The organism is Xanthomonas sp. LMG 12459, assembly GCF_009192905.1.
In the GTDB taxonomy this organism is placed as follows: Bacteria; Pseudomonadota; Gammaproteobacteria; order Xanthomonadales; family Xanthomonadaceae; genus Xanthomonas_A; species Xanthomonas_A sontii.
This window is the reverse complement of record NZ_NSGT01000006.1, coordinates 1-25,763: the sequence shown is the minus strand read 5'-3', so window position 1 is coordinate 25,763 and position 25,763 is coordinate 1. Positions and strand designations below refer to the sequence as shown.

22 protein-coding genes are annotated in these 25,763 nt (G+C 70.2%); 6 read left to right on the top strand and 16 right to left on the bottom strand.

Features of this window, described 5'->3' with window-relative positions; all coding sequences use genetic code 11:
• Positions 1 to 44 precede the first annotated feature (44 nt).
• From CEK65_RS02100 to CEK65_RS02040, 13 genes are all read right to left on the bottom strand, one after another.
• The gene (locus CEK65_RS02100) at positions 45 to 2,966 is read right to left on the bottom strand and encodes a VIT domain-containing protein (RefSeq protein WP_226980445.1); all 2,922 of its coding nucleotides are present in this window, start codon (positions 2,964 to 2,966) and stop codon (positions 45 to 47) included.
• 565 nt (positions 2,967 to 3,531) lie between these two features.
• The gene (gene recJ / locus CEK65_RS02095) at positions 3,532 to 5,265 is read right to left on the bottom strand and encodes a single-stranded-DNA-specific exonuclease RecJ (RefSeq protein ID WP_152180617.1); all 1,734 of its coding nucleotides are present in this window, start codon (positions 5,263 to 5,265) and stop codon (positions 3,532 to 3,534) included.
• Entirely contained in the window at positions 5,262 to 6,182 is a 921-nt protein-coding gene (locus CEK65_RS02090) for a phosphoglycerate mutase (protein ID WP_152180616.1), read from the bottom strand. The genes recJ and CEK65_RS02090 overlap by 4 nt, the downstream gene beginning before the upstream one ends.
• 4 nt (positions 6,183 to 6,186) lie before the next feature.
• Complete coding sequence (gene greA / locus CEK65_RS02085) at positions 6,187 to 6,651, bottom strand: transcription elongation factor GreA (protein ID WP_026143501.1); 465 nt, start codon at positions 6,649 to 6,651, stop codon at positions 6,187 to 6,189.
• Positions 6,652 to 6,659: 8 nt separating this feature from the next.
• A complete protein-coding gene (gene carB, locus CEK65_RS02080) occupies positions 6,660 to 9,902 on the bottom strand; it encodes a carbamoyl-phosphate synthase large subunit (protein ID WP_152180615.1) in 3,243 nt (1,080 codons plus the stop codon).
• Positions 9,903 to 9,955: 53 nt separating this feature from the next.
• Positions 9,956 to 10,525: a hypothetical protein gene (locus CEK65_RS02075; protein ID WP_152180614.1), complete on the bottom strand. Its 570-nt coding sequence runs from the start codon at positions 10,523 to 10,525 to the stop codon at positions 9,956 to 9,958.
• Entirely contained in the window at positions 10,522 to 11,649 is a 1,128-nt protein-coding gene (carA, locus tag CEK65_RS02070) for a glutamine-hydrolyzing carbamoyl-phosphate synthase small subunit (RefSeq protein ID WP_152180613.1), read from the bottom strand. The genes CEK65_RS02075 and carA overlap by 4 nt, the downstream gene beginning before the upstream one ends.
• Positions 11,650 to 11,811: 162 nt before the next feature.
• Complete coding sequence (gene dapB / locus CEK65_RS02065) at positions 11,812 to 12,528, bottom strand: 4-hydroxy-tetrahydrodipicolinate reductase (RefSeq protein WP_081613344.1); 717 nt, start codon at positions 12,526 to 12,528, stop codon at positions 11,812 to 11,814.
• A 327-nt stretch (positions 12,529 to 12,855) separates the two neighbouring features.
• On the bottom strand, positions 12,856 to 13,572 hold the full coding sequence (locus CEK65_RS02060; protein ID WP_152180612.1) for an MOSC domain-containing protein: 717 nt from the start codon (positions 13,570 to 13,572) through the stop codon (positions 12,856 to 12,858).
• Positions 13,573 to 13,592: 20 nt separating this feature from the next.
• Positions 13,593 to 14,801 (bottom strand): PLP-dependent aminotransferase family protein, encoded by a 1,209-nt coding sequence (locus CEK65_RS02055; protein ID WP_152180611.1) that lies wholly within the window; start codon positions 14,799 to 14,801, stop codon positions 13,593 to 13,595.
• Positions 14,802 to 14,875: 74 nt separating this feature from the next.
• Positions 14,876 to 15,130, bottom strand: coding sequence for a DUF6587 family protein (locus tag CEK65_RS02050; RefSeq protein ID WP_148828380.1), 255 nt, complete (start codon positions 15,128 to 15,130; stop codon positions 14,876 to 14,878).
• Between the two features lies 1 nt (position 15,131).
• Positions 15,132 to 16,991 (bottom strand): ferrous iron transport protein B, encoded by a 1,860-nt coding sequence (gene feoB / locus CEK65_RS02045; protein WP_152180610.1) that lies wholly within the window; start codon positions 16,989 to 16,991, stop codon positions 15,132 to 15,134.
• Complete coding sequence (locus tag CEK65_RS02040; RefSeq protein WP_026143668.1) at positions 16,988 to 17,239, bottom strand: FeoA family protein; 252 nt, start codon at positions 17,237 to 17,239, stop codon at positions 16,988 to 16,990. Before CEK65_RS02040 ends, feoB begins: the two co-directional genes overlap by 4 nt.
• Before the next feature lie 124 nt (positions 17,240 to 17,363).
• Between CEK65_RS02040 and CEK65_RS02035 the strand changes: the two genes are divergently transcribed.
• The 6 genes from CEK65_RS02035 (at position 17,364) to CEK65_RS02010 (ending at position 21,589) form a co-directional block, all read left to right on the top strand.
• Positions 17,364 to 18,152 (top strand): enoyl-CoA hydratase-related protein, encoded by a 789-nt coding sequence (locus CEK65_RS02035; RefSeq protein WP_043091924.1) that lies wholly within the window; start codon positions 17,364 to 17,366, stop codon positions 18,150 to 18,152.
• Positions 18,149 to 18,553: a VOC family protein gene (locus CEK65_RS02030; RefSeq protein WP_152180609.1), complete on the top strand. Its 405-nt coding sequence runs from the start codon at positions 18,149 to 18,151 to the stop codon at positions 18,551 to 18,553. Before CEK65_RS02035 ends, CEK65_RS02030 begins: the two co-directional genes overlap by 4 nt.
• Before the next feature lie 144 nt (positions 18,554 to 18,697).
• Positions 18,698 to 19,594 (top strand): hydroxymethylglutaryl-CoA lyase, encoded by an 897-nt coding sequence (locus tag CEK65_RS02025; protein WP_152180608.1) that lies wholly within the window; start codon positions 18,698 to 18,700, stop codon positions 19,592 to 19,594.
• Between the two features lie 112 nt (positions 19,595 to 19,706).
• Positions 19,707 to 20,477: an SDR family oxidoreductase gene (locus CEK65_RS02020; RefSeq protein WP_152180607.1), complete on the top strand. Its 771-nt coding sequence runs from the start codon at positions 19,707 to 19,709 to the stop codon at positions 20,475 to 20,477.
• Positions 20,478 to 20,586: 109 nt separating this feature from the next.
• On the top strand, positions 20,587 to 21,153 hold the full coding sequence (yeiP, locus tag CEK65_RS02015) for an elongation factor P-like protein YeiP (RefSeq protein WP_017912214.1): 567 nt from the start codon (positions 20,587 to 20,589) through the stop codon (positions 21,151 to 21,153).
• 4 nt (positions 21,154 to 21,157) lie between these two features.
• A complete protein-coding gene (locus CEK65_RS02010) occupies positions 21,158 to 21,589 on the top strand; it encodes a hypothetical protein (protein ID WP_152180606.1) in 432 nt (143 codons plus the stop codon).
• 318 nt (positions 21,590 to 21,907) lie between these two features.
• On the opposite strand, the gene CEK65_RS02005 is transcribed toward CEK65_RS02010, so the two are convergent.
• From CEK65_RS02005 to CEK65_RS01995, 3 genes are all read right to left on the bottom strand, one after another.
• Positions 21,908 to 23,764, bottom strand: coding sequence for a DUF4105 domain-containing protein (locus CEK65_RS02005; RefSeq protein WP_226980444.1), 1,857 nt, complete (start codon positions 23,762 to 23,764; stop codon positions 21,908 to 21,910).
• A 62-nt stretch (positions 23,765 to 23,826) separates the two neighbouring features.
• Positions 23,827 to 24,144 carry a DUF2388 domain-containing protein gene (locus CEK65_RS02000; RefSeq protein WP_010341821.1) on the bottom strand — a complete coding sequence of 106 codons (318 nt, stop codon included), beginning with the start codon at positions 24,142 to 24,144 and terminating at the stop codon, positions 23,827 to 23,829.
• A 111-nt stretch (positions 24,145 to 24,255) separates the two neighbouring features.
• On the bottom strand, positions 24,256 to 25,644 hold the full coding sequence (locus tag CEK65_RS01995) for an FAD-binding oxidoreductase (RefSeq protein ID WP_152180605.1): 1,389 nt from the start codon (positions 25,642 to 25,644) through the stop codon (positions 24,256 to 24,258).
• Positions 25,645 to 25,763: the final 119 nt, after the last annotated feature.

Below are 25,763 nucleotides of genomic sequence, written 5' to 3'. Positions count from 1 at the left end.
AGTGTAGCGCGCCGGCATGACCGCACCGGCGCGCCATGGGCGGATCAGCGCACGTCGAACTCGCCGACCAGCACCGTTTCCTTGCGCTCGGTCAGGCGCAGCGTCACCTGCTGGTCGCGCTGCGCGGCCGTGCCCCAGCCCGTGCTCAGTTGCAGATGCAAGGTGGTGGCACCGGTGACCAGCGGCTGGCGCTCGCCGAAGAAGTTCGCTTCCACCTTGTACTTGCCGGGTTTGGCGGTGCGCAGCGAGAACTCCTCCGGCCCGTAGCCGCCGGTGAAGTCCGGCGACAGCTGGCCGCCCTGGTAAGTCGCGCGGTTTCCGTAAAAGCAGCGCTCGCCATTGGGGTCGGTCACCCACAGGTCCATGTCGCTGTTGTCGCTGTCCCAGTTCAGCACCACGCGCAGGTCCAGCGGCAGGTTGCGCAGCAGCCGTGGATCGACGAAGCCGGTGTCCAGCGGCCGCGGCGCCCGCGCCACGATCGCGTTCAGTTCGTTGAGCGCGATCATGCTCACCCCGTCGAAGCGCGTGTCCCAGTCGCGCACCACCACCTGGTACAGCTGTGCGATCGCCGCCTGCGCGTCGCCGCGCGCGGCATAGGCCAGGCCCAGGTCGCGGAAACTCTGCGGCTCCTCTTCGCCCAGCCGCAGCACCTGCTCGAACACCGGCACCGCCAGGTCGGCGCGACCGGCCTGCAGCAGCCGGTAGCCGAGCACGCGCAGCACGTGGCGATTTTCCAGTTGCAGCTCGGCCAGGTTGGAGAGCACCCGCAGGGCCAGGTCGCGCTGGCCGCGCTCGAACAGCACATCGGCCACATCCAGGTAGAACGCCACGCTGTCGGCGTGCGCCGCGCGTTCGCTCAGGTACAGCGGATACACCGCGTCCGCTGCGGCAGCACGCAGGCGCCGCGCATACGGCGAATCCGGCTGCCAGGGCTGCACGGCCAGGGAGATCGTGGCCGGAGCCGCCACACGCTCGCGCGCAGTCGCCGACGCGGCCGCGTCGCTGGGCGCGCCGGACGAACCGCCGACGATGTCCAGCTCCAGCGGCGCAAGTGCAGGCGCGGCAGCGGGCATCGGCGCAGGCGCTGCGAGGGCCGTGGACCGTTGCGGGCCCGACGGGGCCTGCATGCGCTGGTCGGCAGTGTCAGCGGCGGCGATCGCCACTGGCGGCGCGTCCTTGGGAAAGCGCCGCTGCCACCAGGCGACACGCTGCGCGAACGCGTCGGCGACCTGGTCGATGCGTCGCTTGCGCGTATCGTCTTGCAACTTCTGCTGCCGCACCTGCGCACCCGCCACCGCCGCACGCAGCGCCGGGGGCGCCGGGATGCCATAGCGGGCGTAGTCGTCGGCATTCTCCAGCACCAGCAACGAGGTGTCGGCGCTGACCAGCCCGAAGCGCGTCGCCAGCGCCTGACGGCGCGCGGCCGATCCCTGCGGCTCGGCGGACAGGTTGCGCAACATGGCCCGTGCCCAGGCGCCCGGCACCAGGTCGCCTGGAACTTCCTCCGCCTCGCGCAACGGCAGACTCAGGCGTCGGGTGCTGGCGGCGGTGGCTATCTCCAGATGCAGCGTCGCATCGGCGCCGAGCAGGCGCCCGGCGATGCGCAGGTAGCCATCGTCGGCGTCGCGCGAATCGGCGACCAAATCGGCGACCTGGCTACCGTCCAGCGCGACCAGTTCTCCGCCACGCAGCAACAGCCGCTCGCTGGCCAGTTGCACGCCCGGCAGGCCCTGCAATGCGATCGCGCGTCCGCCGCGCCCTTCCGCGATCGCCGCCAGGCGCGCGGCATCGGCGTGCACGCCGGCCGAGTCGATCGCATACAGGCGCTGCCCCGGCGCCAGCGTCGGCATGGTCTGCGCGCCGTAGTTGCCCAGGCCATCGCTGAACAACAGATACTCCTGCACCTGCGCCGCCGGTTGCCAGGCGCCCAGCGCACTGGCGCCGTCGGGCTGCTCGGCCTGCAACGCCGCCTTCAGGGCGCTCCAGTCGCCGTTGCGCACCTGGAATCTGCGCGGCGCCGCGGCACGGTCGCGCAGCACGATCAGATCGACCTGGGCGGTGCCGACCGCGGCGAAATAGCGCTGCAGCAAGGCCAGTTCGGCCGGAATGTCGCGCTGCCGTGCCGAACCGGACGCATCCCAGAGCAGGCCGATGCGTTGTGGCAGCGGGCGCGGGCCATGCAGGTCGGCGATCGGCACCAGCGCCTGGAAGTAGCGCTGGCCATCGTGGAGACCGGTCGCCACGCGCGGCGTGGCGCTTGCGCGCAGCGACAGCACCAGCTCCGACGGCAACTGCGCCGGGCTGCCGGACCAGGACGCGGCGTAGCCGCCATCCGCCGTCGGCAGCAGCCGCATGCCGGGGGTCGCCGCGCGTTCATCAGGCGCGGCCTGGCTACTCAGCGCGACCTGCAGCGACCGCGCGCCAACCGCATACGCCAGCGGCAAGCGCCATTGCCAGCCGGCGGCGGTACGCTGTAGCGATTCGCGATAGACCAGGCGCACATGGCGGCTGCCATGCGCCGGCAGCGGGTAGACGCGCAGCCGGAAGTGGTTGCCGGCGGTCTGCTCGAGCAGGCCCGGATCCACGCCGCGCCGCTCGACCGCTTCGAACACCTGGCGCCCGCGCGCCTTGGGCACCGGCACCGCGTCGCGCATCTGCCCGTCGACGTCCAGGGCGAAACCGCTGAGTTGCTGCCCCTCGCGCAGCGGGAACGTCAGCTGCCCTTCCAGCACGCGCGCGTTGGGATTGAAGAACTCCAGCTCCACCGTGGTTTCGGCCAGGCCAGCGGCGGCATGCGCACGCACGGTCGCCGAGCGCAGCTCGACCGGACGTTCGCCGGCGTCGGTGTGCAGCAACGGCGCGACCAATTGCCGCTGCGGCGCGGACTGCGCCCCGGCCGGGACCGCGGCGAGTAACGACAACAAAAGCAACAACACGCACACGTTGCTGCGCATGGTGGACGGCATGGATCGCTCCTTGCTGGGACGGTATGGCTTGAACGTCCGCCGTGACGCGATGGGGTTGCTTGTGTGCGTCCAGACTCAGGCGACGCGCAAGTCCCTCTCCCATCGGGAGAGGGGTTGGGGGGGAGGGTGCGGCGCAAGGCGCAGCGCTTTGGCGATGCGAGGCTGCGCCCGTACCCTCATCCGCCCCTGCGGGGCACCTTCTCCCGGGGGAGAAGGGAAAGCAAAGCCCCTCTCCCTCCGGGAGAGGGGTTGGGGTGAGGGTCCGGCGCAGGCGCGATGCAACAGACGGCGCGAGGCCGCGCCCGTACCCTCATCCGCCCCTGCGGGGCACCTTCTCCCGGGGGGAGAAGGGAAAGCAAAGCCCCTCTCCCACCGGGAGAGGGGTTGGGGTGAGGGTCCGGCACAGGCGCGATGCAACAGACGGCGCGAGGCTGCGCCCTACCCTCATCCGGCCCTGCGGGCCACCTTCTCCCGTTGGGAGAAGGGAAAGCAAAGCCCCTCTCCCTCCGGGAGAGGGGTTGGGGTGAGGGTCCGGCACCACGCGCAGCGTCAGACCGCCAACTGCTCAGCCATCCAACGGCAGACAGTGCTCCACCACCAGTTGCACCGCATCGCCGCCGCGGTAGTCGTCGGCGACCAGCCGATAGGCGATGTGCACGCGGCGGCCCGGTTCGCGACCGTGCCAGCCGTTGAAATGGATCGCGTTCAAGGGTTCGGCGCGGCCGGGGCAACGCAGGCTCAGCTTGACGTGGCGCTCCTTCAGCAAGCGCCACTGCAGCACCTCGAATTCGCCATCGAACAGCGGCTCGGGGAAGCCCTGCCCCCATGGCCCGCCCTGGCGCAGCGCCTCGGCATGGCGGTGGTCGAGTTCGTGCGGCTCCAGCACGCCGTCGCTGAGCAGTTCGGCCTGCAGCAGTTCCGCGTCCAGGCTGGCCAGCGCATGCGCGCGGAACACCTCTTCGAACTCGGCCAGCGCGTCCTGCGGCAGGCTCAGGCCCGCGGCCATGGCATGGCCGCCGAACTTCTCCATCAGGCCCGGCCGCTGCGCCTCCACCGCCGCCATCGCGTCGCGGATGTGAAAGCCGGGAATCGAACGCGCCGAGCCGCGCAACTGAGTGCTGCCCGGCTCGGCCGGGGCGAAGGCGATCACCGGCCGATGCAGGCGGTCCTTCATCTTCGAGGCGACCAGGCCGATCACGCCGGGATGCCACTGCGCATCGAACAGGCACACCGCCACCGGCGGCTGCTCGGGCGCGGCCAGCAGCGCCTGCGCCACCACCGCTTCGGCCTCGTCCGTCATCTGCTGCTGCACGGCGCGGCGCTCGGCGTTGATCTCTTCCAGCGTCGCGGCGATCGTGCGCGCCTGTTGCGGGTCCTCGCACAGCAGCAACTCGATGCCCAGGGCCATGTCCTCAAGGCGGCCGGCGGCGTTGAGCCGCGGCGCCAGGGCGAAGCCGATGTCGCTGGCGCTGAGCCGCGCCGGGTCGCGACCGCTGGCCTCGATCAAGGCGCGCAGGCCGATGCAACCTTCGCCACGCTGCAACCGGCGCAAACCCGCCGAGACCAGCGCGCGGTTGTTGGGATCCAGCGGCACCAGGTCGGCGACGGTGCCGACCGCGACCAGGTCCAGCAGCACACTCAGGTCCGGCGGTGCCGCCGCAAACGCGCCGCGCACGCGCAGGTGCCGGCGCAAGGCCAGCAGCACATAGAAGATCACGCCGACGCCGGCCAGCATCTTGCTCGGGAACGCGTCGCCGGCCAGGTTCGGGTCGACGATGGCGTCGGCCGGCGGCAAGGCCGGACCCGGCAGGTGGTGGTCAGTGACCAGCACCTGCCAGCCCAGCGCCTTGGCCGCGACGACGCCGGCATGGCAGGCGATGCCGTGGTCCACCGTCACCAGCAGGTCCGGCTGCAACGGCGCCAGTTCCGCGACCAGCGCCGGCGACAGCCCGTAGCCATGGACCATGCGGTTGGGCACCGCGTGCAGCACCTGCGCGGCGCCGAGCAGGCGCAGCCCGCGCACCGCCACTGCACAGGCGGTGGCGCCGTCGCAGTCGAAATCGCCGACCACCAGGATGCGCTTGCCCGACGAGATGGCTTCGGCCAGCAATTCCACTGCGGCGTCGATGCCGCTCAGCGCATCCGGCGGCAGCAACTGCGCCAACTTGGGCTGCGCCATGCCACTGTCGTGCGCGCCGCGCGCGGCGTAGATGCGCCGCAGCAGCGGCAAGGTCGCCTCGTGCCACGGGCCGGCCGCGGCCGCCGCGGGCCGCCGCACGATGCGCGCGCTGGAACTCATGCGTCCAGGCGCGACAGCGGTCGCCGCCACAGGCGCCAGCGTTGCGCGGGGGCGATGCGGAAACAGGTGCCGTCCTCGAAATCCAGTTGCAGCTGCTGCAACTCGCCGTCGCGCAGCGCCTGCAGCAGCGGCTGCACCACCTCGCCGACGAACTGCTCGGGCGCGCGCAACTGACGCAGGTCGACCAGCGCATCGACCCGCGGCGCCTGCGCATCGGCGACGCCGGCGGCCTGGGCCAACGCGCGCAACAGCGGATCGCGGCTGCGCACCTGCGCATGCGCAGTGCCGACGGTGGCCGGCAGGCGGCCGCCGCCCCAGAACCACAGCGAATTGATCGCCGGCTGGCCGTGGGCGACGCGTTCGCGGTTCCAGGGATGCTGGTGCAGCACGATCTGCACTTCGGTCAGCAGGGCACGCCAGCGGCGCGCGTCCTCGCCCTGCGGCAGATGATCGAACAGGTCCGCGCCGAGCACCTGCGCCGGTGCCGCGAACACAGGCAGCACACTGTCGGCCGGCAGGCGCAGGTACCAGCGGGTCGGATCGGGCGCGTCCAGGGTCAGCCCGCTCTCGGCGAACACGCCCTGGACCGCCGGCAACAGCGCGTCCAGGTCCACCGCGTCGAGCGGCAGCATGTCGCCATGCGCCATCAGCCGTGCGCCCTGCATGTCCGGCACCACGTAGGCGGGATCGGCGCGCAGCCACAGGCCGTCGCCGGCATCGCCAGCGTCCAGTTGGCGGGTCAGCGCCGCGGCCGGCAGCGATGCTTCCGCCAGCACGAAATGGCGGCGCAACTGCGCCTCGCCGCCGGGCGCGGCCTGCGTGCGGTCGGCGCGGCCGAACGCGCGCGCCACCTCGCCGGCCAGCACGGCGCCGGCCAGGCGGACCCGCTCCGGCAACAGCAAGGTGGCGACCGCCATCGGATCAGCCGACGTAGGCGACGCTGACGATCTCGTACTCGCGGCGTCCGGCCGGGGCGTCGATGCTGACGCTGTCGCCTTCCATCTTGCCGATCAGCGCACGCGCCAGCGGCGAGGAGATCGCGATCAGGCCCAGCTTGATGTCCGCTTCGAGGTCGCCGACCAGCTGGTAGCGCTTCTCTTCGTCGGTCTCCACATCGGCCAGGGTCACGGTGGCGCCGAACACCACCTTGCTGCCGACCGCCAGCTTGCTGACGTCGATGACCTCGGCGTGCGACAGCTCGCTTTCCAGCTGCTTGATGCGGCCTTCGATGAAACCCTGCTGCTCGCGCGCGGCGTGGTACTCGGCGTTCTCCTTGAGGTCGCCGTGCGCGCGCGCCTCGGCGATCGCGGTGATGACCTCGGGACGCTTGACCGACTTCAGGTGATCCAGTTCCTCGCGCAACCGCTGCGCGCCTTGCATGGTGATCGGGGCTCTCACGCTTCCAGCTCCTTGTGCAGTTCCTGCAGCGCCCAGACCGGACCGGTGCCGCGGAATTCCAGTGAATGCACCAGCGCACGCGCGCCGGCGACCGTGGTCGAATAGGTGACGCGATGCTGCAGGGCTTCGCGACGGATCGAGAACGAGTCGGAGATCGCCGCCCGGCCCTCGGTGGTGTTGACGATATACACGATTTCGCCGTTCTTGATCAGATCGACGATGTGCGGGCGGCCCTCGGCGACCTTGTTGACCTGCTCGCACTGCAGGCCGTGCTGCTGCAGCCAGGCGCAGGTGCCGCGGGTGGCGACCAGGGTGTAGCCGCGCTCGACCAGCGCCTGCGCCACCGGCAGCACGCGCTGCTTGTCCGGATCGCGCACCGACACGAAGGCCTTGCCCAGCGGCGGCGCCTTGATGCCGCCGGCTTCCTGCGCACGCGCGAACGCCGCGCCGAAGCTGCGGCCCACGCCCATCACCTCACCGGTGGAACGCATCTCCGGGCCGAGGATCGGATCGACGCCCTGGAACTTGGCGAACGGGAAGATCGCCTCCTTCACCGAGTAGTAGTCGGGCACGATCTCCTTCAGCGCACCCTGCTCGGCCAGGGTCTTGCCGGCCATGCAGCGCGCGGCGATCTTGGCCAGCGGCACGCCGATCGCCTTGGACACGAACGGCACGGTACGCGAGGCGCGCGGATTCACTTCCAGCAGGTAGACGATGTCGTCGCCGGCATCGTTGACCTGCACCGCGAATTGGGTGTTCATCAGCCCGACCACGTTCAGCGCCTTGGCCAGTTCGACCACCTGGCGGCGCAGCTCGGTCTGGGTGGCAGGCGACAGCGAATACGGCGGCAGCGAGCAGGACGAATCGCCCGAGTGCACGCCGGCTTCCTCGATGTGCTCCATGACGCCGCCGATCAGTACCTGGCCGCTGTGGTCGGCGATGATGTCCACGTCCACTTCCACCGCGTTGTCGAGGAAGCGATCCAGCAGCACCGGCGAATCGTTGGAGACCTTGACCGCGTCGCGCACGTAGCGCGCCAGGTCGGATTCGCCGTAGACGATTTCCATGGCGCGGCCGCCGAGCACGTAGCTCGGGCGCACCACCAGCGGATAGCCGATCTCGCGCGCCAGCACCAGCGCCTCGTCGGCGTTGCGGGCGATACGGTTCGGCGGCTGCTTCAGGCCCAGCTTGTCGACCAGTTGCTGGAAGCGCTCACGGTCCTCGGCCAGGTCGATCGAGTCCGGCGAGGTGCCGATCACCGGCACGCCGTTGGCCTCCAGCGCGCGCGCCAGCTTCAGCGGGGTCTGCCCGCCGTACTGCACGATCACGCCCTTCGGCTGCTCCAGCTCGACGATCTCCAGCACGTCTTCCAGGGTCAGCGGTTCGAAGTACAGGCGATCGGAGGTGTCGTAGTCGGTGGACACGGTCTCCGGATTGCAGTTGACCATGATGGTCTCGTAGCCGTCCTCGCGCAGCGCCAGCGCCGCGTGGACGCAGCAGTAATCGAACTCGATGCCCTGGCCGATGCGGTTGGGGCCGCCGCCGAGGATCATGATCTTGTCGCGACTGCTGGGCGCGGCCTCGCACTCGTCCTCGTAGGTCGAGTACAGGTAGGCGGTGCTGGTGGCGAACTCCGCCGCGCACGAGTCCACCCGCTTGTACACCGGGCGCACCTTGTGCGCGCGGCGCAGCGCGCGCACCGCGGCCTCGTTGGTGCCGCACAGCTCGGCCAGACGCGCATCGGAGAAGCCGGCGCGCTTGAGCGTGCGCAGGCGCTTGGCGTCCAGCGCGCCGAGGCCGTCGGCAGCCAGCTGCGCTTCCTGCGCGATCAGGTCTTCCATCTGGTCCAGGAACCAGGGATCGATGAACGACAGCGCGTGCACCTGCTCCACGCTCATGCCGGCGCGGAAGGCGTCGGCGACGTAGAACAAGCGCTCCGGACCGGGCGCCTTCAGCTCGCGCTTGAGCGTGGCCAGGTCGTCTTCGCTGCTCAGGTCCAGGCCGGTCGGGTCCAGCCCGATCTTGCCGGTCTCCAGGCCGCGCAGGGCCTTCTGCAGCGATTCGGAAAAGGTGCGGCCCATCGCCATCACCTCGCCCACCGACTTCATCTGCGTGGTCAGGCGCGCATCGGCCTGCGGGAACTTCTCGAAGGCGAAGCGCGGGATCTTGGTGACCACGTAGTCGATCGACGGCTCGAACGAGGCCGGGGTCAGCCCGCCGGTGATCTCGTTCTTCAGTTCGTCCAGGGTGTAGCCGACCGCCAGCTTGGCCGCGACCTTGGCGATCGGGAAGCCGGTGGCCTTGGAGGCCAGCGCCGAGGAGCGCGACACGCGCGGGTTCATCTCGATCACCACCACGCGGCCGGTCTGCGCGTTGATGCCGAACTGCACGTTGGAACCGCCGGTGTCCACGCCGATCTTGCGCAGCACCGCGATCGAGGCATCGCGCAGGCGCTGGTATTCCTTGTCGGTCAGGGTCTGCGCCGGGGCCACGGTGATCGAGTCGCCGGTGTGCACGCCCATCGGGTCCAGGTTCTCGATCGAGCAGACGATGATGCAGTTGTCCGCGGTGTCGCGGACCACTTCCATCTCGAACTCCTTCCAGCCCAGCACCGACTCCTCGACCAGCACTTCGCTGGTCGGCGACAGTTCCAGGCCGCGGCCGACGATCTCGATCAGTTCCTCGCGGTTGTAGGCGATGCCGCCGCCGCTGCCGCCGAGGGTGAAGCTGGGGCGGATGATGGTCGGGTAGCCGACCGTGGCCTGAATCTCCAGCGCCTCTTCCAGGGTGTGCGCCACTGCCGCCTTCGGGCACTCCAGGCCGATCTCGCCCATCGCCACGCGGAACAGCTCGCGGTCTTCGGCCATGCGGATGGCCTCGCGCTTGGCGCCGATCAGCTCGACGCCGTACTTCTCCAGCACGCCGTGGTCGGCCAGGTCCAGCGCGCAGTTCAGCGCGGTCTGCCCGCCCATCGTCGGCAGCAGCGCGTCGGGCTTTTCCTTGGCGATGATCTTCTCGACCGTCTGCCAGTTGATCGGCTCGATGTACACGGCGTCGGCCATGTTCGGGTCGGTCATGATCGTGGCCGGGTTGCTGTTGACCAGCACCACGCGGTAGCCCTCGTCGCGCAGCGCCTTGCACGCCTGCGCGCCGGAGTAATCGAACTCGCAGGCCTGGCCGATGACGATCGGGCCGGCGCCGATGATGAGGATGGTTTGGAGGTCGGTGCGCTTGGGCATTTCTTTCTCGAAGTCTGGACTGGCGGCGTTTGGATCGGCGCGTCTAAAGTCGTTCAGGAAAAATCTTTGTCGGACAATGCGCATCGCTGGAAGAGTTCGTCTCCGAGCGAGGCCTGCTGTGCTTGCGTCATCTCAGGCGGTGAAAGCGGCGGCGCTGCGCTAAACACCATCCCGGCCGGCGACGCCATGAACTCAAGCGTCTGCGCGGCTTGATCAGGCGTCATCCCAAGCAGCAACCCGGATCGATCCGGCCGTGGCCGCCCGAGGAACGTCGCCGAGGCATTAGCGGCCACGTACTGAATGTAGCGCTGCCCCGCCGCCGTCTTCGAGAAGGCGATCCAGCTCTCGGCTTGGGCGCTATTGCCAAAGATGGTCTTCAGCCGTGCCTGGGTATTCGTGTTCAGTATCTCTTCCAACAGCCCTGCAACGCAGGCTCGCTTCTCAGATGCGAGCTTCTGGAACATCGGCTGCGCTCCGACCGAATCCACGGCATAGGTGGCAATTGCTTGCCGTAGTCCGAGCAGATCAATGAGTTGCGCGGCCTGTTGCTCCGACACTTCGGAAGCACCCGCGCCGCCACTGAATGCGAGAGCGCCTAACAACGCCAGTTTGCGCAAGCTCATGCGCCTGCGGCCGCCATCAGCGCGGTGAAACGATCGAACAGCGGCGCCACGTCGCGCGGGCCCGGCGAGGCTTCCGGATGCCCCTGGAAGCTGAAGGCCGGCGCGTCGGTGAGCGCAATGCCCTGGTTGCTGCCATCGAACAGCGAGCGATGGGTGACGCGCACGTTGGCCGGCAAGGTCGCCTCGTCCACCGCGAAACCGTGGTTCTGCGAGGTGATCATCACCCGGCCGCTGTCCAGATCCTGCACCGGATGGTTGGCGCCGTGGTGGCCGTGGCCCATCTTCAGGGTCTGCGCGCCGGCGGCCAGCGCCAGCAACTGGTGGCCCAGGCAGATGCCGAAGGTCGGGATCTTGCGCGCCAGCAGTTCCTTGATCGCGGCGATCGCGTAGTCGCACGGCGCCGGGTCGCCGGGGCCGTTGGACAGGAACACGCCGTGCGGGTTCATCGCCAGCACCTCGGCGACCGGCGTCTGCGCCGGCACCACGGTCACCTCGCAGCCGCGCTCGGCGAGCATGCGCAGGATGTTGTGCTTGACCCCGTAGTCGTAGGCGACGACCTTGAACCTGGGCTCGGCCGTGACGAAGGCGTTGCTGTCCAGGTCGAGCTGGCCGTCGCGCCAGGGATAGGACTTGTCGGTGGAGACCACCTTGGCCAGATCCATGCCCTTCAACCCCGGGAACTTGCGCGCCGCGTCCAGCGCGGTGTCCACGTTCACCTCGCCGGCCATCAACGCGCCGTTCTGCGAGCCCTTCTCGCGCAGGATGCGGGTCAGCTTGCGGGTGTCGATGCCGGCGATGGCGACCACGCCGCGCTGGATCAGCCAGTCCGGCAGCGCCACCTGGTTGCGCCAGTTGCTGGGGCGGCGCGGCACGTCGCGCACGATCAGGCCGGCCGACCAGACCTGGGCGGCCTCGTCGTCCTGGTCGGTGCAGCCGGTGTTGCCGATATGCGGATACGTCAGCGTGACCAGTTGGCGGGCGTAGGAGGGATCGGTGAGGATCTCCTGGTAGCCGGTCATGGCGGTGTTGAACACCACTTCGCCGACGGACAGGCCGGCAGCGCCTACGGATTCGCCCTCGAACACGGTGCCGTCTTCAAGGACAAGGATTGCGGGTTGAGTCACGGGGTTCGCCTTGGGGAGAGAGGAACCCTGCCCCACCAACTTGCAGGCTGCAAGAAACCGCGAACTCGGCGCTTCTCCGGGTCCGTGGCGATGGGTAACAGGCGAGCGAGAATTGTACCGGCGCGGGGCGGTCCGCGCCAGCCGTTTATGTGAAAACCGCGTTCAGCCGAGCAGGTCGCGCAGCCGATAGGCCCCGGGCGCACGCCCCGGCAGGCGCGCGGCGGCATGCAACGCGCCGCGGGCGAAGATGTCGCGGTTGCTGGCGCGGTGCACCAGTTCGACCCGCTCGCCGAGTCCGGCGAACTGCACCAGGTGTTCGCCGACGATGTCGCCGGCACGCAGGCTGGCGTAGCGCGGGGTCGCGCCGCCGTGCGCGGCCGCGTCGCCGAGGGTCAGCGCCGTGCCGGAGGGCGCGTCCTGCTTGTGCACATGGTGGGATTCGACGATGTCGCAGTCCCAGCCCGGCAGCGCCGCGGCGGCGCGCTCGACCAGATCGTGCAGCACCGCCACCCCCAGGCTGAAGTTCGAGGCCCAGATCAGCGGAATGCGTTCGGCGGCAGCGGCCAGCGCCTGCCGCTGCGCGTCCTCCAGCCCGGTGGTGCCGGACACCAGCGCCGCACCGCGCGCGGTGCACAGGGCCAGCACCGGGTCGAAGCCCTGCGGCAGGCTGAAATCGATCGCCACGTCGAAGGCCGGCACGCCGCCCAGTTCGGCTGCGGCGAAGTACGGCACGCCGTCGATCACCCGCTGCGCCGGCGCGCGCCGCACCACCGCGGCCACCACTTGCAGCGCCGGGTCCTGCGCGGCCAGCCGCAACAACGCCTGGCCCATCCGGCCGGACGCACCATGGATCAACACACGCAGCGGAGAAGTCGTCATCGGCACAAGGCTAGCGGTTTGCGCGCGGGTGCGACAGAGGGCGCGCGCGCCCGAGACGCAAGCGTCCCACGCGCCACCTCAGACGTGGCGATGCTTCCCTCGTCGGGGCTGAAGCCCCTCCCACAAGGGCGTGGCGGCACTGGAAGCGACAAAAAAGCCGCCGGGCGAGGCACCTGGCAACTGCCAAGAGACATCGCAGCCGATCGGACACCCCCTGTGGGAGGGGCTTCAGCCCCCACGCATTGCACCGACCCAATCGGGCATGCACCTGTCGACGCCACCGCTCCCGCCAAGAGGGAAGCACACTCGCCGGATCGATCAGCCGCCTTACTCGGCTGCCGCCTGCCCCAGCAAGCGCTTGTCCCAATCCTCCACCGCACGCTGCGCCAGACGCCGCTCGAACAGGGTGCGCCAGTTCGGCACCAGCGGCAGCGCCAGCACCTCCTGCAGTTGCGCCGGATCGATCTCGCGGCGGTACAGCAGGCCGACCAGGCGTGCCAGCGGCCACTGCGGATACGGACGCTCCAGCAGCACCAGACTGTCACCGGCGGCGACCTCGCCGGGCTGCAGCACGCGGTAGTACCAGCCGGTACGGCCACTGTCCTGCACGCGCCGCGCCAAAGCCGGCACGCCGAAGCGGTCGGACAGCTTCCAGCACGGCTGCCGCGACTGCGACACCTCGACCACGGCCGTCCCCAGGCGCAACCTGTCGCCCAGGCACAGGTCGGCTTCGGTCACCCCGCTACTGCTGAGGTTCTCGCCGAACGCACCGGGCGCGTCCAGCAAGGCATGTGCGCCGAGTTCCTCGCGCCAGGCCGGGTAATGGTCGCGCGGGTAATGGTGCAAGGCCTTGTCGGGGCCGCCATGCACGCGGCGGTCGCCCTGCTCGTCCAGCTCCAGCCCCTCCGGGCCGATGCGCAGGCGTCCGTCCCGGGGACGCTTGTCGATCGCGCTGCGGCTGCCTGGGCGGGTGAACGCCTGCGCGCGGCCGACCAGGACCGCGTCGATGGTCCAGGACGCGACGGCGGCATCGGACGACGTCATCGACGGAGGCGACGCCCGACTCAGGCCGTCGCCCGCCGGTGCGCAGCGACCTCGTCCTGCAGCAGCGCACCGAGGATGCGCACGCCGGTCTCGATGCGTTCGGCCGGCACGGTCACGAACGACAGCCGCAGCGTATTGCGCTGCGGCGCGACCGCGAAGAACGGCGCGCCCGGCACGAAGGCCACGTTGCGCTCGATCGCCTTGCTCAGCAGCGCGCCGCCGTCCATGCCGGCCGGCAGTTCGACCCAGATGAACATGCCGCCGGCCGGGCGGTTCCAGCGCACCTGCGCCGGGAAGTACTTGGCCAGGGCGGCCAGCATCTGCTCGCAACGGCTGGCGTACAGCGCGCGGATGCCGGGGATATGCGCATCCAGGAAACCGTCCTGCACCGCCTCGTAGACGATGCGCTGGCTGAACGAGGGCGTGTGCAGATCCGCCGCCTGCTTGGCCTGCACCAGCTTGGCGTGCACCGCCTCCGGCGCGACCAGGTAGCCCAGGCGAAGACCCGGAGCGAACACCTTGGAGAACGAGCCCATGTAGATGGCGCCATCCGGGTTCATCGACAGCAGGCTCGGCAGCGTGTCGCCGCTGTAGCACAGCTCGCCGTAGGGATCGTCCTCCACGATGGGCACGCCGGCCGCGGCCGCACGCGCCACCAGCGCCTGACGCCGGTGCAGCGGCAGGCGCCGCCCGGTCGGATTCTGGAAGTTCGGCAGCACGTACATGAAGCGCGCCCCGGCCAGCTGCGCATCGTCCAGCGCGTCCACCACCATGCCGTCGTCGTCCGACTGCATCGCCGCGAACGCCGGCTGGAACAGCGAGAACGCCTGCAGCGCACCGAGATAGCTGGGCGTTTCCACCAGCACCTTGCTGCCTTCGTCGATGAACACCTTGCCGAGCAGGTCCAGGCCCTGCTGCGAACCGGTGGTGATCAGCACCTGGCTGGGACGGATGTGGGCGCCGTCGCGGCTCAGCCGCGCCGCCACCCATTCGCGCAGCAACAGATAGCCTTCGGTCGGGCCGTACTGCAGCGCCGCCTGTGGCGCGTCGCGCAGCACCTTGTCGCAGGCCTCGCGCATGCGCGCGACCGGGAAGGTATCCGGCGACGGCAGGCCGCCGGCGAAGGAGATCACTTCAGGCCGTTCGGTGACCTTGAGGATTTCGCGGATCGCCGAACTGGTCAGCGCCTGCGCACGGCGGGAGAACTGGAATGGGCTGGTCATCGGCATAGGATAGTCGTCGCCATCGCGACGCGCATGTGCGGCGCACAAGCGATGCGCCGGCCAGCAACGGGCGACGCGACTCAGTGCCGCCGCGGCGGCGTCGGCCCACAGCTGTCGCAGCCGCCGCAGGCGCCAGCACCGGCGCTGGCCGGCGGTGCGATGCGCCGCCCCAGCGCCTGCAGCCAGGCCGCCCGGCCGGGCTTGAGCAGGCGTAGTGCAAGCGCGCCGCGCAGCTTGCGCGCGGTGCCCGGGAACTGCTTCTTCAACACCACCCAGGCACTGACCAGCACCGCCAGCGCGATCACCAGGTACTGCAGCAGCAGCGAGGCGCTCATCTCAGCCGGCTCCCAGCGCCACCGCAACCTGGTAGGTGACCAGCGAGGCCAGATACGCCAGCGCGAACAGGTAGAACGCGGCGAAGCTCATCTGCTTCCACGAGTTGGTCTCGCGCTTGATCGTGGCCAGGGTGGAAATGCACATCGGTGCGTAGATGTACCAGACCAGCAACGACAGCGCGGTGGCCAGCGACCAGCCGTCGTGGATCAGCGGCGACAGCGCCTGCGCGGCGGCATCGTCGTCGGCCGCCGACAGCGCGTAGACCGTCGCCAGCGAGGACACCGCCACCTCGCGCGCGGCCAGGCCGGGGATCAGCGCGATGCAGATCTGCCAGTTGAAGCCCAGCGGCGAGAACACCGTGGTCATGGCGTGGCCGATGCGGCCGGCGAAGCTGTAGTCGATCGCCGGCAGGGTGGCGTCGGCCGGCGGCGCCGGAAAGTTCAGCAGGAACCACAGCAGGATGGTCAACGCCAGGATGATGCCGCCGACGCGCTTGAGGAAGATCGCCGCGCGCTCCCACAGGCCCAGCGCCAGATCGCGCAGGTGCGGCACGCGGTAGGACGGCAGTTCCAGCAGCAGCGGATGCTCGCCCTTGTCGCGGCGCCACTTCTTCATCGTCCACGACACCGCCAAACCACTGACGATCGCTGCCACGTACAGGCCGAACAACACCAGGCCCTGCTGATTGAGCACGCCCCACACCTGCTTCTGCGGCACAAACGCGGCGATCAGCAAGGTGTACACCGGCAGGCGTGCCGAACAGGTCATCAGCGGCGCCACCAGGATGGTCGCCAGGCGATCGCGCGGGTCCTGGATGCTGCGCGTGGACATGATCCCAGGCACGGCGCAGGCGAAGCTGGACAGCAGCGGGATGAACGAGCGCCCGGACAGGCCGGCCGCGGCCATCATGCGGTCGAGCAGGAACGCCGCGCGCGGCAGATAGCCGGATTCCTCCAGCGCCAGGATGAAGGCGAACAGGATCAGGATCTGCGGCAGGAACACCACCACCCCACCGAGGCCGGCGATGATGCCGTCCACCAGCAGGCTGTTCAGAGGCCCCTGCGGCAGCGTTCCGCCAACCCAGACACCCAGCGCCTTGGTCCCACCGTCGATCAGGTCCATCACAGGCTGCGCCCAGGCGAAAACCGCCTGGAAGATCAGGAACATCACCAGCACTAGGGTCAACAGGCCGGCCACCGGATGCAGCAGCCAACGGTCCAGCGCGTCGTCGACGCGCGAGGTGCGGGTCGGCATCGACACCGCCGCCGCCAGGATCGCGCGCACCTGCTGGTGGTAGTCGCCCTGCCCCTCGCTCGGCGCCACCGCCGGCGGCAGTGCCGGCGCCAGTGCGTCGAGCCGCTCGACCAGGGCGCGCGCGCCGTTGCGGCGCACCGCCACGGTCTCGATCACCGGCACGCCCAGCGCCTGTTCCAGCGCCTGGCGGTCGATCTGAATACCGCGGCGCTGCGCCGCGTCGACCATGTTCAAGGCCACCAGCATCGGCTTGCCCAGCTCGCGCAGTTCCAGCGCGAAGCGCAGGTGCAGGCGCAGGTTGGTGGCGTCGACCACGCAGACCAGCACGTCCGGCGCCGGCTCGCCCGGGTAGAAGCCGCGGCACAGGTCGCGGGTGATCGCCTCGTCCAGGCTGGCCGGCTGCAGGCTGTAGGCGCCGGGCAGATCCAGCACCGCGAACTCGCGCCCGGACGGCGCGCGGAAGCGGCCCTCCTTGCGCTCGACGGTGACGCCGGCGTAGTTGGCGACCTTCTGCTTGCTGCCGGTCAGTTGATTGAACAGCGCGGTCTTGCCGCAGTTCGGGTTGCCGACCAGGGCCAGGCGCAGCGGCTCGGCCACCGCGCTCACGAGCGCACCTCGTCCAGCGCACTGACCTGCACCCGTGCCGCCTCGCTGCGCCGCAGCGCGAAGCGCGTATACCCCACCTGCACCAGCAGCGGTTCGCCGCCGATCGGCCCGCTGGTCAGCACCTGCACCTGCTCGCCGGCGACGAAGCCCAGCTCGCGCAGACGCCGGGCGATGGCGTCGTTGGGCTGGCGGTCGTGCACGGATTCCACAAGGGCGCTGCTGCGCAACGGCATGTCGGACAACGTCACAGCACGTTCCGTCGATAAGAATGGTTATCAATTGTAGCATCGCCGCGGCGCGTCATGGCGGGACCGGCACGGCCGGCTATGATCGCCGTATGGCTGCCGTTTTCCCTTTGTACGAGCGTGTTCGATGAGCGATGCCCTGTTGTTGCAACGATCCGGCAAGGTCCTGACCCTGCAGTTGAACCGACCCGAGGTCCGCAACGCCTTCGACGCCGCGCTGATCGCCCAACTCAGCGACGCCCTGCTGCAGATCGGCGCCGATCCGCAGGTGCAGGTGCTGGTCCTGGCCGGTGCCGGCGCGGCGTTCTCGGCAGGTGCCGACCTGCAGTGGATGCGCTCGATGGCCGGCGCCGGCGAACAGGAGAACCTGGACGACGCGCTGGCTCTGGCGCGGCTGATGCGCCTGCTGGACGAACTGCCCAAGCCCACGGTGGCGCGGGTGCAAGGTGCGGCGTTCGGCGGCGCGGTGGGCCTGGTCGCCTGTTGCGACATCGCCGTGGCCGCCACCGATGCGCGCTTCGCGCTCAGCGAAAGCCGGCTGGGCCTGCTGCCGGCGGTGATCTCGCCGTACGTGATCGCGGCGATCGGCGCGCGCCAGGCGCGGCGCTGGTTCGCCAGCGCGGAAACCTTCGACGCCGCCACCGCGGCGCAGATCGGCCTGGTCCACCAGGCGGTGGCGCCGGAGGCGCTGGACGCGGCGGTGCAACGCCAGGTCGCCCTGCTCGGCCAGGCCGGGCCGCTGGCCGCCGCCGGCGCCAAGGCCCTGGTACGGCGGGTCGCGGCCGGCGGCGAGCGCGATGCGCTGGACCAGGCCAACGCGGCGCTGATCGCGCAATTGCGGGTCTCGGCCGAGGGCCAGGAAGGACTGAATGCGTTCCTGGAGAAACGCGAACCGGCCTGGAGGGCCAGCCCATGAACCCGCTCGACCATCTCGGCCTGCGCTGCAGCGACCTCGACCGCAGCCTGGCCTTCTACCGCGCCGCCCTGGCCGCGCTGGAGCTGGACGTGGTGATGCAGGTGAGCGCCGAGGAAAGCGGCGGCCAGCGCCACGTCGGTTTCGGCCGCGACGGCAAGCCCAGCTTCTGGATCGCCGACGGCGGCCGCGACGCCGGCGACAATGGCGTGCACGCGGCTTTCGTCGCCACCAGCCGCGCGCAGGTGGACGCGTTCCATCGTGCCGGCCTGGCCGCCGGCGGCCGCGAGCACGGCGCACCGGGCCTGCGCCCGCACTACCACCCCGACTACTACGGCGCGTTCCTGCTGGATCCGGACGGCCACAACATCGAAGCGGTCTGCCACCGTCCGGCGTCGGCCTGATCCGCGCTACCGCGTTGCGCCAGCGTACCTGGCGCCTGCCACGCCTGCCGCTGCTTCACCACCTCTCTTCATCAGGAATCCCATGACCCTCTTTGCTTCCCGCTTCGTGCGCAGCGCCCGGCCAACGGCGCAGGAATTCCGCGAATGAGCGACCGCGTGCGCATCGTCGAAGTCGGCCCGCGCGACGGCCTGCAGAACGAGAAGGCCTGGGTCGCCACGGAAGACAAGATCGAGCTGATCGCGCGACTGGGGCGCACCGGCCTGCGCAGCATCGAGGCGACCAGCTTCGTCAGCCCGAAATGGGTCCCGCAGCTGGCCGATGCGGCCGAGGTCTACGCCGGCATCGCGCAGGTGCCGGGCGTGGACTATCCGGTGCTGGTGCCGAACCTGCAGGGCTACGAACGCGCGGCCGCGGTCGGCGTGCGCGAGGTGGCCGTGTTCACCGCCGCCTCGGAGACCTTCAACCGCACCAATACCAATGCCGGCATCGACGAATCGCTGGCGCGCTTCGCGCCGGTGCTGGAGCGCGCGGCGGCGGACGGGGTCAAGGTCCGCGGCTACGTGTCCACCGTGCTCGGCTGTCCCTACCAGGGCGACGTCCCCCTGGCCGACGTGGTGCGGGTGGCGCAGCGGCTGCATGCGATGGGCTGCTACGAGATCTCGCTGGGCGACACCATCGGCGTGGGCACGCCAGGCAAGGCGCGGGCGATGCTGCGCGCGGTCGCCGCCGTGGTGCCGATGGACGCATTGGCGGTGCACTTCCACGACACCTACGGCCAGGCCCTGGCCAACATCGCCGCCTGCCTGGAAGAAGGCGTGCGCGTGGTCGATGCCGCGGTGTCCGGCGCCGGCGGCTGCCCCTACGCCAAGGGTGCCAGTGGCAACGTGGCCAGCGAGGACGTGGTCTACCTGCTGCACGGCAATGGGGTGGAGACCGGCATCGACCTGCCCGCGCTGGCCGCGACCGGCCGCTGGCTGGCGCAGAAACTGGGCCGGCCGACCGGCAGCAAGGTCGGCCAGGCGCTGGGTGCCGAGGCCTGAGCCGCAGCAGTTCCTTACCCGGCGACGGACCTGCACGCCGCGGCCCGTCGCCGATCTCGCCGCGATGGGGCGGCAGCCTCTAAACTGGGCGTTTTCCTGGGAGGGAACATCCATGCAGCTTGCCGATCTCAAAGCGGTGGTCACCGGCGGCGTGTCCGGCCTCGGCCTGGCGGTGGCGCAGCGCATCGTCGCCGAAGGCGGCAAGGTCGCGCTGTTCGATCTGAACGACGACAAGGGCGCGGCCGCGGTCGCCGCGCTGGGTGCGGAGCGGGCCTGCTACCTGCGCACCGACGTCAGCGACGAGGCCCAGGTGGCCGCGCAGCTCGGCGCAGCAAAGGGCTTCCTCGGCGGCCTCAATGCCGCGATCAACTGCGCCGGCATCCTCGGCGCCGGCCGCGTACTCGGCAAGGAGGCGCCGATGCCGCTGGCCACCTTCCAGGGTACGGTGATGGTCAACCTGGTCGGCAGCTTCAACGTCGCCAAGGCCGCCGCCGACCTGATGCAGCACAACGCCCCGGGCGAGGACGGCGAGCGCGGCGTCATCGTCAACACCGCCAGCGTCGCCGCCTACGAAGGCCAGATCGGCCAGGCCGCCTACGCCGCCTCCAAGGGTGGCGTGGTGGCGATGACCCTGCCGATGGCGCGCGAACTGGCGCGCTTCGGCATCCGCGTCAACACCATCGCGCCGGGCATCTTCTGGACCCCGATGGTCGACGGCATGCCCGAGGCCGTGCAGCAGTCGCTGGCCGCGGCGATCCCGTATCCTTCGCGTCTCGGCCGCCCGGACGAATTCGCCGACACGGTGATGTTCCTGCTGCGCAACCGCTACCTCAATGGCGAAACCATTCGCCTCGATGGCGCGGTGCGGTTGGCGCCTAAGTAGCCGGGAATGGGGAATGGGGAATGGGGAATCGCAACGGCGTTTCCCTTCCGCTGATCCTCTCCGCCTGCTTGACCCTGTTTCGATTCCCCATTCCCGATTCCCAGCCCTCATGAAAGCCAACGAAATCAAGAAAGGCAACGTCGTCGAGTACAACAACGGCGTGTACCAGATCCGCGACATCGAGCGCAGCTCGCCGCAGGGCCGCGGCGGCAACGTGCGCTTCCGCTTCGTGATGTACAGCGTGCCGGGCGGCAACAAGCTCGATGCCAGCTTCGACGGCGACGACGACCTGCGCGAAGTCGAGCTGATGCGCCGCCAGTCCACCTTCTCGTACAAGGACGGCGAGGCCTTCGTGTTCCTCGACGACGAGGACTACACGCCCTACACCCTGGACGCCGATGCGATCGGCACCGATGCGGGTTACATCACCGACGGCCTCAGCGGCATCTACGTGCAGGTCATCGACGATCAGCCGGTGGCGATCCAGCTGCCGCAGAGCGTGACCCTGGAAGTGATCGAGACCCCGCCGGAGCTCAAGGGCGGCACCGCCACCAAGCGCCCGAAGCCGGCCAAACTCAACACCGGCATCGAGATCATGGTGCCGGAGTACATCGGCAACGGCGAGCGCGTGCTGGTCAACACCACCACCGGCGAGTTCGCCGGTCGCGCCGACTGAGCCCATGGGCGGGCGCCGTGTCACCCACGTCTCCCGCACAGGCAGCGCCGCGCATGCGCCGCGGCGCGCCTGCCTCGGCCTGCTGCTGGCCGTGCCGGTGCTGGCGCTCGCCGCGCCGGCGACGCCGGCCACGGCGGCCGCCCCCAAGCCCGCGTGCACGATTCCCGACGCGGTCGATCCCGAGCACCACGACGGTTTCTGCACGCTGCCCGCGCCGATCCGCGCCTTCGTCGCCCGCCAGGACACCTGCACCCATTTCGCCGGCGAAGAGCCCTACGACGCGGCGCGGCGGCGCGAACTGGAGCAGGCGATGGCCAAGTACTGCGACGGCAACGAACAGACCTGGGCGACGCTGCGCGCACAGTACCGCCAGGATCCGCCGCGCGACGCCTGGCTGCGCCGCTACGGCAAGGATGCGGGTCTCGAGCTGCCGTGATGACGGCTTGCCGGCCGGCAAGGTGGCGCCCTTGCGGGCATCGGCGTCAGCCCTGACGGCCGTCGACATCGGCCGGCTTCGCGTCTTCGCTCGTCGCGGCTGAAGCCACCCCTACATAAATGGGTTGGAAGCTGCGCCGCGTTTCTGTGGGAGGGACTTCCGTCCCGACCCATGGAGCTATCAGTCTTCCTTCATGCGAACACGGCTGCGCCTGCGACGCACAGGTGCTGCGGACTCACGCCGCCACCGCGCCGCCGTCAACCGCACGCACGATCCAGTTCCCTTCGATCGCCTCGCATCGCAAGCCCGCACGCTGCGCTACGGCTGCCCACCACGCTGCCGCAACAGCGACGGCGAATCCAACTGCAGTCCACCGCCTTCGCGATTGAGCGTGCGCAGGCGCGCGCCCAGCGTCGCCAGGTTGGCGTCGATCTGCGCCAGGTCCGCCTGCAGCGGCGCCGGCAGCAACCCGCGCAGGCGCGTCTGCAGCGCGGCGCCGTCGTCGTGCAGCGCCGCGATCCGTGCCTGTCCCTGCACCTGCAGCCAGGCACGTTCCTGCGCCTGCGGCAGGCCATAGCCCGGCTGCCCCTGCAGCAGGCTCGCCGGTTGGCTCAGTAGCCCCTGCTCGGCCAGCACGGCACGCACCGCGCTGGCGGCGTCACGCGTGTCGGCACCCGCATCACCCTCGCCCGCATCGGCCACCGCGGTCGGCAGCGGCTTGCCCAGATAGCGCCGTTTCAATGCATCGCGACCGCGCTGCTCGGCGCGGCGGCGGGCGGCGTTCTCCAGCAGCAGCAAGGCGGCACTGGCACGCAGGTCGCCACGCTTAAGCCACGGCGCGCGCTGCGCGGCCGGCAGGTCCAGCCACGCGTCGGCATTGCGCGCCGGTAGCGCCAGCCCGCTGCGCGCCACCGCGAACATCTCCGCGAAGTGCGCGCTCGCCGCCGGGAAGTAATAGCCCTCCCGCACCGCCGCGTCGGCATTGTCGAGTACCGATGCATCGGCGATGCCGGCCCGTACCAGGCGCCGGCGCAATCCGGTCGGGCTGATCCCGGACAGGTGCGCGGCCGCCAACCGCGGCACGCCGTCGTGCAACAAGGCGTAGGTCTCCACCGCGCAGTTGTTGCTGAGGAAGTAGTAGCGGCCGTCGTAGCTCCAGTGCAGTTGCGCGGCACGCTCCAGCAGCGCGGCGATCTCTTCGCGCGACAGCCGCAGCGGCAGCGACTGCAGGCCGCGCAACTGCACCTGGGTGTAGTCGTCCACCACCTGGCGCAGCGGCAGCACGAACAGCCGCGACGGGTAGGAGCCGGTGAGCCCGCGCAGGTTGGAAATCTGCACGTCGTCGACGAAGGCGCGGAACGACAGCACCCGGTGCTCGGCCAGGTCCAGCCGGCATGCCGGGCCCAGCGGCCGCCCCGGCGCGCAGATCACCAGGCGTAGCATGCTGTGGCCCCAGTGGCTCATCGGCTGCGCGTTGCCTTCGGCCAGCAGGTAGTCCACCGCGTAGATCCGCGCCGGGTCCACCTGCAGCAAGGCGGCCGCGTCGGCCAGCGGGTCCTGCACGAACACCTGGCCGGGCGCGCATGCGCTCGCCGGCGGCGTCCATGCCAGGCGCGCGGCGAAGTAGCGGGCCAGCGCCGGCCGCCGGCAGGCGTAGTCCGGATCGAGCAGGAAATGTTCGAGATTCACCGCCACGAACTCGGCCGGCGACTGCAATTCGTAGCGATCCGGGCTGCGCTCGGTGAACCGGTTCTGGCCGCGGCGCAGGCCCAGGCGCATCGGACTGACCTGCCAGCCGGCCAGATCCAGCAAGCGCGGATCGGAGGACAGCCGGCCCGCCGCGGAGCGGTCGTAAAAGTGCGCCAGTTCGTGCAGCAAGGCGGTCAGCGCCGGCCGCCGCGCCGGATCGACGGCAGGATCGGTGTCGGGATCCTCCGCCGCCATCCAGTCGCGCAGCAGGCGCTTGTTCAACAGCAGGCGTTTGGCCTGCGCGCGCCCGTGCACCTGTGCGGGGAGGTCGTCGCGCCACTGCAGCGGCAGCCCTGCCGGCAGCGCCGCGGTCCAGGCCGGCGGCAGCCGCGCCTGCGCCGCAGCCAGCACGGCCTGGCTGGCGGTGCGCTCGGCTGGGCTCAGCCCGCTCTCGTCGGCAGACAGCGGCGCGGCCGCTGCGGGCATCGCAGCAGCCAGCGCCAGGACCGCCAGCCACCGCGCGCGCAGGCGCCGTGGCCGGCGCGGGATCACAGCGCCAGGATCGCCTGCGCCAGTTCCAGATCGCTGGCCTGTTGCGCCTGCGGGTTGCGCTCGCGCAACACGCGCAGCGCCGCTTCCAGTTGCACGCCGCGAATGCGGCCGGCGCTGGCGACGAAGCCGGCCGCGTCGTCGCGCGCCTGCAGCACCACCTTGTCGTTGTTGGAACTGCTGTCCGAGGACGCCGAACTGCCGGCCGAGCCGGCCGAGGCCGAACCGGCGGAGCTGCCGGCGAAGCTGGACGCCTGCGCGAACGCGGGCAGGATCAGGGCGAACAGCAGGGCGCAGCGCGCGGTCACTCGGGTCATTGCAATCGTTCCAAACGGGATCGTGAAAAAGGGGACGGCCAGCGCCGCATAGCCTAGCGGTCCGCCCCGCGCAGCGCCTGAACGGGCCGCGCGGCGGTCGCGCGGCTGGACTCAGGGATCGAACAGCTTTCCCGGATTGAGCAGCCCGGACGGATCGAACACGCGCTTGACCGCGCGCATCAGCGCGATCTCCTCGGCGCTGCGCGTGCTGTCCAGGTAGGGTTTCTTGACCAGGCCGATGCCGTGCTCGGCGGAGATGCTGCCGCCGTGCTCGGCCAGCACCTGCGCCAGCAGCTTGGTGACCTGCTCGCAGGCGGCGATGAACTCCGCCGGCGCAGTGGCCTCGGGCTTGAGCACGTTGATGTGCAGGTTGCCGTCGCCGATGTGGCCGAACCACACCACCTCGAACTGCGGGTAGGCCTCGCCGAGCAGCGCCTGGGTCCGCGCCAGGAACGCCGGCATCGCCGAGATCCGCACCGACACGTCATTCTTGTAGGGGGTGTAACGCGCCACCGCCTCGGTAATGCCTTCGCGCAGGCGCCACAGCTGCGCGGCCTGCGCCTCGCTCTGGCTGATCACCCCGTCCAGCACCCAGCCCTGCTCCATGCAGGCCTCGAACGCGGCCAGCGCCGCGGCCTCCTGCGCCTCGTTGCCGCTGGCGTACTCGGTGACCACGTAGTACGGATAGAGGGTGTCGAACGGCGCCTGCGCGCCATGCGCCAGCACGTGCTGCAGCGCACGGTCGGTGAAGAACTCGAACGCCTCCAACTGCAGCCGGCTGCGGAATGCGGCGAACACCTGCATCAGCACCTCGAACGAGGGCAGCGCCAGCAGCATCACGTTGCTCGGCGGCGGCGGATCGGTGAGGCGCAGGGTGGCTTCGACCACGATGCCGAGGGTGCCTTCGGAGCCGATCAGCAACTGGCGGAAATCGTAGCCGCTGGAATTCTTGATCAGCCCGCGGTTGAGCTCGAGCAATTCGCCGCTGCCGGTGACCACCTTCAACCCGGCGATCCACTCGCGGGTATTGCCATAGCGGATCACGCGGATACCGCCGGCATTGGTGGCGATGTTGCCGCCGATCGAGCACGACCCGCGCGCGGCGAAGTCCACCGGGTACAGCAGCCCATGCTCGCGCGCGGCGTTGTGCACCGCTTCCAGCGGCATGCCGGCCTGCACGGTGAGGGTGCGGTCGACCGGATCGAAGGCCAGCGCCTTGTTCATCCGCTCCAGGCTCAGCACCAGTTCGCCGTGCGCGGCCACCGCGCCGCCGGACAGGCCAGTACGGCCGCCGGAGGGCACCACCGCCACCGCGTGGTCGTTGGCCCAGCGCAGCACCGCCTGCACCTCCTCCACCGTCGCCGGCAACGCGATCGCCAGCGGCGCCGGGGTCCAGCGCCGGGTCCAGTCGCGGCCGTAGTGCTCGAGGTCGGCGGGATCGGTCTTCAGGCGCAGGCCAGGAACGGCAAGGGCCAGGGCATCCAGGCGCGGTTCGGTCATAAGTGGAGAGGTCGAAGCGTAGACAATCGTTCAAGCGTGCCAGCCTTGCGCAACGGCGTCCAGTTCGCTGCCAGCAGGTCGCCGCGTTTGCGAATCCCCACTCCCCACTCCCGAATCCC

Bases quoted from the DNA above. Each gene is read 5' to 3' on its own strand.
- CEK65_RS02050 (WP_148828380.1), bottom strand. From the start codon at position 15,130: ATGAGCGCCTCGCTGCTGCTGCAGTACCTGGTGATCGCGCTGGCGGTG.
- CEK65_RS02035 (WP_043091924.1), top strand. From the start codon at position 17,364: ATGAGCGATGCCCTGTTGTTGCAACGATCCGGCAAGGTCCTGACCCTG.
- CEK65_RS02075 (WP_152180614.1), bottom strand. From the start codon at position 10,525: ATGAGCTTGCGCAAACTGGCGTTGTTAGGCGCTCTCGCATTCAGTGGC.
- CEK65_RS02010 (WP_152180606.1), top strand. From the start codon at position 21,158: ATGGGCGGGCGCCGTGTCACCCACGTCTCCCGCACAGGCAGCGCCGCG.
- CEK65_RS01995 (WP_152180605.1), bottom strand. From the start codon at position 25,644: ATGACCGAACCGCGCCTGGATGCCCTGGCCCTTGCCGTTCCTGGCCTG.
- CEK65_RS02030 (WP_152180609.1), top strand. From the start codon at position 18,149: ATGAACCCGCTCGACCATCTCGGCCTGCGCTGCAGCGACCTCGACCGC.
- recJ (WP_152180617.1), bottom strand. From the start codon at position 5,265: ATGAGTTCCAGCGCGCGCATCGTGCGGCGGCCCGCGGCGGCCGCGGCC.
- CEK65_RS02020 (WP_152180607.1), top strand. From the start codon at position 19,707: ATGCAGCTTGCCGATCTCAAAGCGGTGGTCACCGGCGGCGTGTCCGGC.
- CEK65_RS02060 (WP_152180612.1), bottom strand. From the start codon at position 13,572: ATGACGTCGTCCGATGCCGCCGTCGCGTCCTGGACCATCGACGCGGTC.
- dapB (WP_081613344.1), bottom strand. From the start codon at position 12,528: ATGACGACTTCTCCGCTGCGTGTGTTGATCCATGGTGCGTCCGGCCGG.
- CEK65_RS02055 (WP_152180611.1), bottom strand. From the start codon at position 14,801: ATGCCGATGACCAGCCCATTCCAGTTCTCCCGCCGTGCGCAGGCGCTG.
- CEK65_RS02000 (WP_010341821.1), bottom strand. From the start codon at position 24,144: ATGACCCGAGTGACCGCGCGCTGCGCCCTGCTGTTCGCCCTGATCCTG.
- CEK65_RS02090 (WP_152180616.1), bottom strand. From the start codon at position 6,182: ATGGCGGTCGCCACCTTGCTGTTGCCGGAGCGGGTCCGCCTGGCCGGC.
- carB (WP_152180615.1), bottom strand. From the start codon at position 9,902: ATGCCCAAGCGCACCGACCTCCAAACCATCCTCATCATCGGCGCCGGC.
- CEK65_RS02025 (WP_152180608.1), top strand. From the start codon at position 18,698: ATGAGCGACCGCGTGCGCATCGTCGAAGTCGGCCCGCGCGACGGCCTG.
- CEK65_RS02100 (WP_226980445.1), bottom strand. From the start codon at position 2,966: ATGCCGTCCACCATGCGCAGCAACGTGTGCGTGTTGTTGCTTTTGTTG.
- yeiP (WP_017912214.1), top strand. From the start codon at position 20,587: ATGAAAGCCAACGAAATCAAGAAAGGCAACGTCGTCGAGTACAACAAC.
- CEK65_RS02005 (WP_226980444.1), bottom strand. From the start codon at position 23,764: ATGCCCGCAGCGGCCGCGCCGCTGTCTGCCGACGAGAGCGGGCTGAGC.